Source organism: Pseudomonas sp. v388, assembly GCF_003935425.1.
Lineage (GTDB): Bacteria > Pseudomonadota > Gammaproteobacteria > Pseudomonadales > Pseudomonadaceae > Aquipseudomonas.
Genome location: NZ_RHQN01000005.1, coordinates 1 through 13,620, shown reverse-complemented (window position 1 = coordinate 13,620; position 13,620 = coordinate 1). Strand labels below are relative to the sequence as shown.

At 56.7% G+C, this 13,620-nt stretch carries 3 protein-coding genes and 1 pseudogene; all 4 read left to right on the top strand.

All coding sequences use genetic code 11. The features are described 5' to 3' along the window. Positions 1-4: 4 nt before the first annotated feature. Positions 5-4,849 (top strand): neuraminidase-like domain-containing protein, encoded by a 4,845-nt coding sequence (locus tag EGJ27_RS12920; RefSeq protein ID WP_125831493.1) that lies wholly within the window; start codon positions 5-7, stop codon positions 4,847-4,849. Between the two features lie 18 nt (positions 4,850-4,867). After that, complete coding sequence (locus tag EGJ27_RS12915) at positions 4,868-9,178, top strand: SpvB/TcaC N-terminal domain-containing protein (RefSeq protein ID WP_125831140.1); 4,311 nt, start codon at positions 4,868-4,870, stop codon at positions 9,176-9,178. After that, the gene (locus EGJ27_RS12910; protein WP_125831139.1) at positions 9,178-12,069 is read left to right on the top strand and encodes an RHS repeat domain-containing protein; all 2,892 of its coding nucleotides are present in this window, start codon (positions 9,178-9,180) and stop codon (positions 12,067-12,069) included. The genes EGJ27_RS12915 and EGJ27_RS12910 overlap by 1 nt, the downstream gene beginning before the upstream one ends. Positions 12,070-12,268: 199 nt before the next feature. Further along, positions 12,269-13,620 (top strand): annotated as a pseudogene (locus tag EGJ27_RS12905) (RHS repeat protein); the annotation flags it as partial.

Here is a 13,620-nt window from a genome sequence, read left to right as displayed (position 1 = left end):
CATTATGTCTCGCTCCATTGAAAGCCAGCTCAACGAATCCTTTCGGGATGCACTGGTGACTTATTACCTCGGCGAAGTAGTCCCCAACTCTCCATTACTGAGGCGCCTGGGGCTGGACCAGCGCCTGAAAACGGCCAACGATCTGTATGAGTTTTTCCTGATCGACAATCAGGTGATCAACGAAGTCGAAACCAGTTACGTCGCCTCGGCCATCGGCAGTGTTCAGCAACTCATCAACGGGGCGCTGATGGGTATGGAGCCCGGTTATGACCTGCTGCAACCCACCGAAGCAAACTTTGTCGAGTGGCGCGAGCGCAGCAGTCAGTACCCGATCTGGGCCGCCAACATGCAGTTGGCGCTCTACCCGGAAACCTTCATTTCCCCGGCCCTGCGGATGAAGAAATCCGGTTACTTTGAAAATCTGGAAAACGATATCAACCAGAACAAGATCAGTATCGACACCACTCAAGAGGCCGTGAAGTCCTACTTGGCCAGTTTCGAGGAAGTGGCGAACCTGACCGTTATCAACGGCTATATCGACACGGAGCGTTTTGCTGAGGGCAAGTATTACTTTATTGGCAAGTCTCGCGCCGAGAATATCTATTACTGGCGCACGGTCGATATGAACGAGCGGGCTTACAAGGAAGGCACTGAAGGCCCCAAGCACGACTACCCGACGCCGGGTGCCTGGTCGGACTGGAAGCGGGCAGAAATCGGGGTCAATGCCAATACCATTGAACGCACGCTGCGGCCGGTATTTTTCAATAACCGGCTGTTCGTGACCTGGGTGGATATGATCTCTGTCTCCGAAGAGATTGACGTTTCTCTGCCCACAGGCAGTATCAAGCCCAACCCCGATGGCAGCATCCCCATTACCCCGGCCCCACCACCGACCTCCACGCCCAAGGTGCGTCTGCTCTTCAATGTCTCGTACAAGAAATATGACGACTCCTGGAGCGCACCGCTGATTTACATGGATGTCACGTCGCTCAAAACTTTTACCTTTGCAGACAAACCGGTCAACCTTGAAACCGATCTGAACAGCATCGCCGTGTTTGACGTTTCGGCTTCACCGGAATCGCTGTTTATCGCCCTCTATGCAGGGGAAAAGCTGGTCAGTGGCGATACGGACGGCTCTACTTCGGATTATGCCCTGCTGCACACCGCTTTTATTGACAAAAACTTCAATAAGGAAAGATCGTTCCCTAAAGATGGTTTTGTGTGGGACAACTATGACCCGGCAAAAGCCGAGCCTAATGAAGGCCGCATTCGTAAAACCTGCTGGGCATTGGCGCTGAAAAACAAAGGGAATTTTCAGTTCACGTGGAATGTTCACATTGGAATAAAAACAATAAAAACAACAGCTCCCAACAACGACAGCGATAAATGGAACTACCGGGAATGGCAGTCCCGGATTTCTGACCTGACAGCTGCCAGAGCCACAATAAACCATGAAAAATCCGAGATCTCCTTAACGACAGCAATAAACACAGACATAGATGGCAACGCATCAGGAACTATAGTTATAAGTATAGCCCTGGTCCCTGCAATGTGGATTCTAACCCTTAACTACACCCCTAACTCCCAAAATTACTATAGTCTTACTGAAGGGTCTTTACTGAAAGGCTACACAATATTACCCCGCCACGGTGATATAAGTTTTAGTATGATCGAAAATCCGGAGCTGGCATTACCCCCAGAATTCAAGGACTTCCTTTTAAAGGGAGATCACACTCACTATTATGTAGATTTCCCTGGCATTTCAGATCCCGAAAACCCCGGCGATGAGTATTTTGACTTGACAGGCGGACTTATAAAGAAAGAGCTAGTGGACACCGTAACAGCCGAACCAAACAAACTAAAATGGGCGCTTGTCAGTATCCTTCCATCCGATCCACTTATCATGATTTATCCAGCAATAACCTTCTCAAGCACGGAAAACCTGCATTCCGTCATTATGAATCAATACTTTAGCCATCCCAGAGACATGAACTCACCTTATGGAGCGCAAAGTGACATTAGTCAAACTTCGCACAAAGAAAAACTGACTGCCCCCAGCCACTACCAAACCACCATCCCTTTGAATAAATCAACATTATTGCCTTTGCTGCCTGCCACCTATATTGACGGGTCGAAAAAATTCTTTATAACCCATGGCGTGGGCGTTAACAGACACACGACTCATGAATGGATTGGCTCCGCCATCAAATCCACCGAAATAGAGCTCGAATGGGAATCCGAAGGCGGCGTCGACCCCATCGCGCCCAAAATCAACAAACGCACCGACCCACTGCTGGGCATTGCCGAATACATCGACTTCTCTGCCTCCACCATAAAATTCAGCGACGGCTCGACTGACGACAAGCGCGACCCGATCCGCATGAACACCCTGTTCGCCCGCGAACTGATCAACAAGGCCAATATCGCCCTGGAAGCGCTGTTGTCCTGGGGAACGCAACAGCTACCGGAACCGGCGATTGGCGAAGAAACCGAACCCAGCAAGATGGACTTCAAAGGGGCCAACGGCCTGTACTTCTGGGAGTTGTTCCTGCATCTGCCGTTCATGATTTCCTACCGCCTGAATCTGGAGCAACGCTTCAACGAAGCCGAATTCTGGCTGGGGTTCATCTTCGAGCCGGGGCGCAAGGAAAACGCCAGTACCGGCGCGCCCGATTACTGGAACGTAAGACCGTTGACCGAGCTGCCGGACCCCGACTACTTCATGCGCGCGCCCATCGACCCGGACGGCATCGCCGCCAGCGACCCGGTCCGTTATCAGAAGGCCGTGTATTTCCACTACATCAAGAACCTCATTGATCGTGGCGACATGGCCTATCGGCAAGTAACGCCTGACAGCCTCGGCGAAGCCAAGCTGTGGTACGTGCGCATCCTCGACCTGCTCGGCCCGCGCCCCGATGCCGTGATCACCAGCCAGTGGACACCGATCAAACTGGCGGATCTGGCCGGAGCCAGTAACCCTGGCCTGCGCGCGTTCGAGACGCAACTGATCCAACAGGAGCAGCAGGTCCGCGCCAGCGCGGTGGCCAATGAAGGCAAGGCCGTGATCAGTTTCACTCAGCCCTCTTTGCGCCTGAGTACCTTCGGCAGCGACCCGACACTGGTGGATGAAGACAACGGGCACTTTATCGTGCCCATGAATGCCGAGCTGACCAAGTACTGGGACATGGTCGAATCACGCCTCTACAACCTGCGCCATAACCTGACCCTGGATGGCAAACCCTTGTCGCTGCCGCTGTTTGCTGCGCCACTGGACCCACGCGCCCTGCTCGCCGCCCACGCCAATGGGGCGACCGAAGGCGGCGCGGGCAGCCTACTGGCCCAGGAAACACCGCACTACCGCTATGCGGTGATGTTCAACCGGGCGAGTGCCGCAGTGGATAACCTGATCCAGTTCGGCAATACCCTGCTGTCGATCATCGAGCGCAAGGAACAGGGGCAACTGATGGAGTTGCAACAGCAACTGGCGTGGAAGTTCGCCCAGTACGCCATCGATTTGCAACTGGAGGCTCAAAAAGTCGAAATCGAAGCGCGCAAGGCGCTGGAAGCCAGCAAAGCGATAGCCGATGCGCGGGCCAGCTTTTACGGCAAGCTGGCGGACGAAAATGTCACTCGCGTGGAGAGCGATGCGCTCGCTGCTCATATGGTAGCCAGAGTGGCAAGCGGTGGTGCATCGGTTTCAAAAGCTGTTGCCTCCGGGCTTAAACCCGTCCCAAACCATTTAGGCATTCATTCAAGCGCAACCGTAGGATATGCGAGCGGGGTAGCAACGGGTGGCGCAGGGGGAGGATTCCAGCTTGAAGGTATTCCTGAAATGGTCGCCATTGGCGCAGAGGCCATCGCCGCACTCGAGGACAGTGTCGGCACCGCTCTGGAGCGTACGGAAATTTTCCGCCGCCGTCTGCAGGAATGGGAAAACGCTCGCGATCAGGCCCAGCTGGAATCTGAACACCTCACCGCACAACTGGCCGTCCATGATGCGCAGACCCGTATCACCGCCTTGCAACTTCGCCAGTCTCAGGAAGCGAAGAAGCAGGCTGAAGTCGTGTATGCCTTCCTCAACAAACGCTTCACCAACAGCCAGCTTTACCAGTGGCTCAACGGCCAGTTCTCGACCTTTTACTATCAGGCCTATGACGCCACCTTTTCTCTGTGCCTGGCTGCCCAGGCCTGCTGGCAATACGAAATTGCCGACTACGCAACTACCTTCATCAAGCCCGCCGCGTGGAAAGACGCCTGGCGTGGCCTGACAGCCGGCGAATCGCTGAAGCTCAACCTGCTGCGCATGGATGCGGCCTACCTGGCACGCAACGACCGCAAGCAGGAGATCGTCAAGACGGTGTCGGTGAAACAATTACCCGTATCGACCGAAGAAGATCCCAGTATCAATCTGGGCTGGGATGACGTGGTCGCCCGCCTGGCCGAGGAGAACATCGCCGAATTTGAAATCACCCAGGCGATGCTCGATGCCGATTACCCGGGCCACTACCTGCGCCGCATCAAGCGCGTGAGTGTATCGCTGCCAGTGACCCTCGGCCCGTACCAGGACATTCGCGCCACCCTGACGCAAACCTACAACGCGGTGCAGATGAACGGCCCGCAAGGCGCGCCGAGAGAAAACATGCGCGCCAGCCAGCAGATCGCCGTTTCAACCGGCGTCGACGACGACGGCCTGTTCGTTTTCAACTTCGATGATGAACGCTACCTGCCCTTTGAAGGCACGGGGGCGATTTCCCGCTGGGCCTTGCAGTTCAGTGCAGGGCAAGAGGACATGATCGCCTCGATCACCGACATCATCCTTCACCTGCGTTACACCGCGAAAAGCAGCTGACGAGGGAGAGCCAGAACCATGGACGCTCAAGCACAATCGCAACAAGCATCGCAGCCAGCCGTCGCGACGCCTTCACTGCCCAAGGGCGGCGGGGCCATTCAAAGTATCGGCAAGGGCTGGGGTGCCGTTGGCAGCACGGGTGCGGCGTCACTGGTAATCCCCCTGCCCGTCAGCCCCGGTCGGGGGTATGACCCTGCGCTGTCGCTCAATTACCAGAGCACCATCGGCAATGGCCTGTTCGGTATTGGCTGGAACCTGAACATCGGTTGCGTCGCCCGACGTGCCAGCAAAGGCGTGCCCTTCTACAACGACGATGATCTGATCCTCGGCCCCAATGGCGAGGCCTGGCTGCCGGAGCGCGACGCCAATGGGGTCATCCAGTTCACCAGCGCCAGCAGCTACAACGGCCATGATCTGGGCGCGACTTATCAGGTGGTTCGCTATTTCGCCAGGATCGAAGGCGCGTTCGAGCGAATCGAACACTGGCGTATCGACCCGGTCGATCCGGGTTTCTGGCTGATTCACGGCGCTGACGGCAGCTTGCACTTCTACGGCAAAAAAGCTGGCTCACGCAGTACCGACCCGGCCGACTCGAACCGGGTCGCCGAGTGGCTGCTGGAAGAAAGCATGAATGCCGCTGGCGAACATATCCTCTACGAGTACAAGGCAGAGGACGAAGTCGGCCTGCCTGATGATTGTCCTCGGGACTTCATCGCCCAGTGTTATCTGTGGCGAGTGCGTTATGGCAACGCCCAGGCTCATCCGGTGTTGTACCTGTGGGACGAAGACTCGCTGGAAAACCTGGAATGGCACTTCGACCTGTTGTTCGACTATGGCGAACGCAGCACTGACCCGAAGGCAAAACCGACTTATGCAGAGCAGACTGCATGGCCTGTGCGTAGCGACCCGCATTCCAGCTTTGCCTATGGTTTCGAGCTGGGCAATCTGCGGCTGTGTCAGCAAGTCCTGATGTTTCATCACTTCCCGAACGAACTCACAGAATCGCCGTTGCTGGTTCAACGCTTGCTGCTGGAGTACAAGCAGACCGGGCTCAAATACAACATGCTCGCCGCCGCGCATTCACAAGCCTGGGACGGGACAACCACGCAGCAGCTCCAGCAGCAGCCCGCCCTGCAATTTACCTACAGCGAGTTCGATAGCAAAAACGACATTTACAAACCCATGGAATCCATGCCGGGACTCAATGACGGTCAGCGCTACCAGATGGTCGACTTGTACGGCGATGGCTTGCCCGGCGTGCTTTATAAAGAGGACAAGAGCTGGCGCTATCGGGAACCGGTACGCGCTGACTCAGGCGATGCTGATGCGGTGGCGTACGGTCCGTGGCAGGAGCTGCCTGCCATTCCGAATGCCGATTCAAACACTGCAGTACGTCAGGCACTGACAGACATGACCGGCGACGGGCGCCTGGACTGGATCGTGGCCCAGCCAGGCATGTCAGGTTTATTCACCCTCAACCCCGATCGTAGCTGGTCGAGCTTTGCCACCTTTGCGGCCTTCCCGCCCGAGTTCTTTCATCCACAAGGGCAGATGGCCGATCTGGTCGGCAACGGACTTTCAGACCTGGCCTTGATCGGGCCGCGCAGCGTGCGTCTGTATGCCAATCGCCGGGCTGCGGGTTTCGAAGCACCGACGGAGATCGCCCACGACGATGACCGTTTGCCACTGCTCAGCGACAGCCCCAACGAGCTGGTGGCATTCGCCGACCTGCTGGGCACCGGGCAGCAGCATCTGATCCGTATTCGCCACAATGAAGTCCGCTTCTGGCCAAACCTGGGACGTGGGCGTTTCGGTAAAGGCCAGTTGTTCGCCAGCTTGCCGTTCAGCTATGAAGCGTTCGATTCGAGCCGGATTCTACTGGCCGACATGGATGGCTCCGGGGCCAGCGACTTGCTGTACCTTGAGCCGGACTGCATCCGGGTGTTCATGAACGAAGGCGGCAATGCGTTCGCCGCGCCTTTCGAGCAAACCTGGCCTGACGGAATGCGCTATGACCGTTTCTGCCAGGTCAGTGGTGCCGACCTGCATGGGCTGGGTTTTTCGAGCCTGATCATCACCGCACCGCACATGCAGCCCCGCCACTGGACGTTGCACTATGCCGCCAACGCCCTCGGTTTGTTGCATAAGCCCTATCTGCTCAAGGCCACGGACAACCATATGGGTACGACAGGCGAAGTGACTTATCGCAGCTCGGCCCAAGAATGGCTGGATGAGAAAAAGGACTTGCTTGCCGCAGGCAAGAGCGCTGTATCACATCTGCCATTTCCGGTTCATGTGGTGGTCAAGCAAACCCAGAAAGATACCGTGACCGGTAACACCCTGAGCCAGCTCTTCCGGTATCGACAAGGCTTTTACGATCCACGCGAGCGTGAGTTCCGCGGCTTCGGGCTGGTCTTGCAGACCGACACCGAAATACCGCCTCAACAACAAGAAGGCTTTACTGCACCGGTGCTGAGCAAAACCTGGTTTCATACCGGGCGCGATCCGCAACAGCCTCACGATGACTACGACGCCAGTGATCCGCAAGCGGTGCCGCTGGGTGAGCATCTGTTGTCCAGCTACGACCCTGCCACACAGACTGAGCAACTGATCAGTGAACCTGATGAGGCTACCCGGCGTGAAATGGCCCGCGCACTCAGCGGTTCGCCTTTGCGCACGGAAATCTCAAGCACGGACGGCGTGCTGTATTCCGTCCAGGCGCAACGCTATCTGGTGCGCCAGCTTCAGCCACGCTCCCCACATCAGCCTTACGCCTTGATGATGCCGCTGGCGCTGGAATCCATCACGTATCAATACGAAGCCGAGCAGCGTGACGACCCGATGTGCCAGCACCAGTTGAACCTGACCTGGGACCATTACGGTGCCCAGACCCACGCCGTCACGGTGAGTTATGCGCGGCGCAAGAAACCGCAAGATACGCCACCGTTCGAGGAGCCCTGGCAGCAACAATGGTGGCAGGCATCCCATGACGAAGCGCAGCAGAATTTCTACCTGAACGAAGTACGCAACCAAAGCATTCATCTGGACAGCCCGCAAAGCTGGCGCCTGGGCTTGCCCTACAGAACCCGGGGCAACGCCATGGTCGTTCCGGCAAGCGTACTGGCACCGTCGCAGATCAGTTACGAGCATTTCATTGACCCGCAAGGCGCATTTGCCGCCCTGCCCCGCACACTCATCGGCCTTTCGGTGCAACGTTACATCGGGTGCGGCGATGGGGAAGCGACGTTCGAGGCGCTGGCCGACGCTGTCGAAAACGCAGAGCTGGACGATCACGCACTCAGCGCCTACGAGCGGGTCATGGATGCCGATCAACTGGCCATCCGGCTGGCAGAGGTGGGCTATCAGCAGATGCCCTCTTTCCTGCCGGATGACGGTTTGAATCTCTGGTCGGTCAAGCAGGGGTTCTTCACCTACGCAGGGCCTGAAGACTTCTATCGCATTACCACTTTCAGGCCGACGCGCAGCCATGGCTGGACCAGCGTCGAATACGACCCCTACGGTTTGTTCGTGACCAAAGTCACTGACCCGGTGGGCTGCGTCACCACAGCGACGTACAACTATCGCGTGCTGCAAGTGTTCCGGATTGTCGACCCCAACCACAACACTCAGGAGGCGGACTACGATGCATTCGGCCGGTTATGGTCAAGCAGCTTCTATGGCACAGAACTGGGTCAGGAGGTCGGCTTTGATCCGCTTGACCCCACTGTACGCATATGGGGTGGTAGCAATCAGGCAATCCTTAAGCCTGCAATCGCGCTAAAGAATTCGGCCACCGTTTATTACTACGACGGCAATGTCGCATTTGATACGGGCACTGTCCCCTTTACCAGCGCCGCCCTTCAGGCAGACCGCTATCCGGGCGATCCAGACAAACAAATCCGCATCAGCCTGGTGTCGGTGGACGGCTTCGGACGTACCTTGCAGACCCGCCAACTGGTCGAGGACGGTGACGCCTATGCGGTCGATGAATACGGCAAGCTGATTCTGGAAGGTGGCAAACCGAAAATCGTCCATGCCTCCCCGCGCTGGAGGGTCAGCGAGCGGGTGGAATACAACAACAAAGGGTTGGCAGTGCGGGTCTATCGCCCTTACTTCGCCAACAGTCACTTGTATGTGAAAGACGAATCGTTGCGTGAGCACGGTCATTTCGACCGCCAGTTCTACGACCCGCTGGGGCGCCCGACCATCACCCTCACCGCCAAGGGCTGGATGCGACGTAAGACATACCGGACCTGGTACAGCATCAGCGAGGACGAGAACGATACGGCTGAAGAAATGCTGGCATTGAAGGTGTCAGGAGAGCAGTGATGAGCAATGCACTACACGCCCGCACTCCGATTGTGATTGCTATTGACGGGCGAGGCCTGACGGTACGCGCCACCGAGTATCGCAAGCTTCAGGATCAGGACGAACCGCTCGCCCTGACATCGCGCATGGCCTATGACGTTGCCGGTCGACTTACTGCACTCTGGGACCCACGCCTCTGGGCACTCGCGCAGCAGGATGCGGCATCTCCCGCCAACCGTACTTACCGTTACAACCTTGCTGGCGTTCCACTCCTGAGCGAGAGCGTGGACGCCGGCTGGGAACTGAGCTTGTCGGCAGAGGCCAGCAATGTCGTTGAAAGCTGGGATACACGAGGCAGCAAACGACAGATCAAATACGACCCCTACCTCAGACCCGTGGCGACCGTGGAGATCGACGCACAACAAAATGCCCGCACGATCATCCGCTCGGTCTATGCCGACAGCAGCGAAGAGTCGGCCGAACACAATCGGTGCGGTCAACTGGCTCGTCTGGATGACACCGCAGGCTCGCTGCACTTTCCCGATTACGGGGTTCTGGGCCAGCTTCTCAGCCAGCCCAGGCAATTCCTGAAAGCCCCGGAACTGCCTGACTGGACAGACGCAACGGACTATCTCGACCTGGTGGAAGCCGAAGCATTTACCACGCACTGGCAGTACAACGCTGTCGCAGAGCAGACACTGCAAACCGATGCAAGAGGCAATGCACAACGTGCGGCCTACTCGGTTTCAGGCAACCTGAGCGGCGTCTATCTGCGCCTGAATTCACAGAACGAAACAACGCTTGTGGATGGCATGATTTACAACGCCTTCGGCCAGGTAGAAGAACAGACCGCGGGAAACGGCGTGGTCAGCCAGGCCGTTTATGAGGCATCCACCGGCCTGCTGCAAATCCTGAGCGCAGGCCGCGCCGGCAATGAAGCCCTGCAATCGCTGCATTACGATTACGACCCGGTCGGCAACATCCTGCAGATCGAAGACAATGCCCAACCGATCCGCTTTTTCGCCAACCAGCGTATCGAACCGATCAGCCGCTACCGCTACGACACGCTCTATCAATTGATCGAAGCCACAGGTCGTGAAGTCAAGACCGGTGCCAGCCATGGCCCCGCCTTGCCCGTCCTGCAAAACCTGCCGCCCGATCCGAATCAGGTCAGCAATTACACCCAGAGTTACGACTACGACAGCGCCGGTAACCTGTTGCAGATGCGCCATGTCGGCGCACAAGCCTTTACCCGCACCATGCGCGTGGCACCGGACAGCAACCGCAGCTTGCCGGAAAGTGAAGTGGAGGTGGATTTCGCTGACGGCTTCGACGGCAACGGCAATCTGCTGCAACTGGTACGTGGCCAGACGCTGGAATGGGATTTACGCAATCAGTTGCAGCAGATCATCACCGTTACCCGTGCCACCGCTGCAAACGATAACGAGCAGTACGTCTACGAAGGCCAGGGTCAGCGCTGTCGCAAGATCAACAGCACTCAAACCTCCAGCCGCACGTTGAACAGTGAAGTGCGCTACCTGCCAGGCCTGGAAATCCGCACCACGGCCGATGGTGAAAACCTGCATGTCATCACTCTCCAGGCAGGTCGCAGTAACGTGCGGGTTTTGCACTGGCAGGCAGGCCAGCCGAGCGGCATTGCCAACGATCAAGTGCGTTACAGCCTGGACGATCATCTGGGGTCGAGCACGCTGGAACTGGACCAGCAAGGCGGCCTGATCAGCCAGGAAGGTTACTACCCGTTTGGCGGCACAGCTTGGTGGGCGGCGCGCAGTGCTGTGGAAGCGAAATACAAGACGGTGCGTTACTCGGGCAAGGAACTCGATACCAGTGGGTTGTATTACTACGGTTTTCGCTATTACGCGCCGTGGTTGCAGCGCTGGATCAATCCGGACCCGGCAGGTGATATCGACGGTTTGAATTTATATCAAATGCTGGGTAACAACCCCGTCAGCCGATTCGACCTGGATGGAAGAATGGACTCATCCGGGGCACCGGATCGAACAGAAGCAAAAAGAAAACTTATCCACAATACGGTTGTTCATCTCTCAGCGTTGAAACTTGTTAAAGAGCGAGTCCGGGCAGTCAGGCAGCAGATAGAAAACTATCTGGACCATGAAGAGCGTGGTATCTCGGCTGTCAGACGCAGCGCATCCCTGATGGGCCAGACCACCGCAAAAGTGGCCGGCTCTACAGGCGGTGGCACTGCAGCGGGAGTCTTGGTTGGGGCAACCGCATGCGCAGCATGCGGCCCCGTCGGATGGGTGGCGGGCGGAGCTGCACTTGTCGGCGGGTTCGCAGCCGGGAAGCTATCAGGGTTCATAGCGGAAAAAGCCACCGACATGCTGGATTTGAACACTGCCATCAATTTGAAAATCAGCGTTCTGGAACCTGAGAAGATATTTGAGGAAGCTGAAAAAACAGCCCATTCACTGCTGGGGACGGTGATGCACATAGTACGTGGATATACCGATATAAGGGATAAAAAAGCACGCCAGAACATGTTGAAGTTAGCGGCTGGAACAGCGTTGGAGCAAACTCCAGTGGTCGGCATTGCCCTAAAACACGCTCCGGAATTCGTGGAGCTGACATACGAAATACAGCACAGCGAAAACCAGATAGAACCTGAGAAATGGGAGTATCTGGACACCCATCTGGATGCACTGGAAACGGCTTTGCTAGAAAGGATGAACGCTCTCAAAGAGGAATTTGAAAGAACCGGCAGAGAATCGGTAAAGGTCAGTGTAATACCGTTGAAATCGAGAGCATCGTTTGAATCCCTGAACAAAATGACGACAAAGGTAATCGGCATTATTAAAGAAGCCCGAGAGTTATCCATTGAAGCCCGGCAACCGGGTCGACAAAACTCACAGCTCAAGATGACTAGATTGTAAAAACGATAGGTGACGTGAATTTGCGAATACCTGCTGATGCTGTAAATACTGCTCGCGGCCAAGGCCCCTTCCATATTGCCCCGTGGGAGGAGCCTTGGCCGCGACAGGGTTCGATGTCAGGTGTGATATGACATACGGCCAAGTCGGCGCATGTCACTGAACTAAACTCATGTCAGACCGCAGACAGGGACGCTTGCGAATGAACATGGCGCTGCACACCCTCACACCTACGCTGATCGTTATCGATCCGCGAGGTTTGGCGATACGCAACGTTGCGTTTTATCGCAGTGAGCCTGATGAACCTGTCGATAAGCGTGTGAACTCTCAGACCTATGATGCGGCAGGTCGACTGGTCAGCCAGCGTGATCCGCGCCTCTCTATTGAAAACCTCCGTACCACCTACAGCCTCAGCAATCAAGCGCTGCTGACCGAAAGCGTGGATGCCGGTTGGCGGCTCGGGCTAATGGGGGAAGCAGGTCAGGCTGTTGAAGGATGGGACAGCCGGGGCACTCAACGCCAGGTTGCCTATGATGCTGCGCTACGTCCTTTGGCAATCATTGAGAATGGACGGGTAACCGAGCGGTCTAGCTACGGCGCGCCAGATGGTTTCGAGCACAACCAGTGCAACCAGTTGATCCGCAACGACGACCCGGCGGGCACGCGTCATCTGCCGGATTATGGGGTGCTCGGTTCGGCCCTGACCGAAGTCCGGCAGTTTCTGCAGGCAGCCGAAACGCCGGACTGGCCGCTGGACGAAGCCGAGCGCGATGCCCTGCTGGAGAGCGACAGCCTGGAAACGCAGTGGGCGTTCAATGCTCTGGGCGAACAGATTCGGCAGACCGATGCCATGGGTAATACGCAATCCTTCAAACAGACCGTGGCCGGACAATTGAAAGCCGTCGATCTGAAGTTATCGAACGCCACACAGACGCTGGTCAGCGACATCCAGTACAACGCTTTCAATCAGGTCGAGCAGGAAACGGCGGGCAATGGTGTTATCCGCCGCTCGATCTACGATCCGCAAGATGGTCGCTTGATGGAAATTCGGGCGGGCAGCCCAGCGTTGCAGCACCTTATCTACGTTTATGACCCGGCTGGCAATATCCTGCAGATCGAAGATGCCGTGCAACCGATTCGTTTCTTTGCCAACCAGCGGGTCGAGCCAATCAGCCGCTACCGCTACGACACGTTGTATCAACTGATCGAAGCCACGGGGCGCGAGGTCAATATCGGCGCCAGCCATGGGCCAGCCCTACCCGGCTTGCAGCCGCTGCCGCCTGATCCGAACCAGATCAGCAATTACACCCAAAATTACGACTACGACGCGGCGGGCAATCTGTTGCAGATGCGCCACGTCGGCGCGCAAAACTTTACCCGCACCCTGCGCGTGGCAGAGAACAGTAATCGAAGCCTGCCCGAGGGTGAAGTGGATGTGGATTTTGCTGAAGCCTTCGATGCCAACGGTAATCTCCTACAACTGGTACGCGGCCAGACACTGGACTGGGATGTACGCAACCAACTCCAGCAAATCACCACAGTCAGCCGAGCCAC

What these genes read in the sequence shown, in the direction of transcription:
- EGJ27_RS12915 (WP_125831140.1), top strand. Translation starts at nt 4,868, where the DNA reads ATGGACGCTCAAGCACAATCGCAACAAGCATCGCAGCCAGCCGTCGCG.
- EGJ27_RS12910 (WP_125831139.1), top strand. Translation starts at nt 9,178, where the DNA reads ATGAGCAATGCACTACACGCCCGCACTCCGATTGTGATTGCTATTGAC.
- EGJ27_RS12920 (WP_125831493.1), top strand. Translation starts at nt 5, where the DNA reads ATGTCTCGCTCCATTGAAAGCCAGCTCAACGAATCCTTTCGGGATGCA.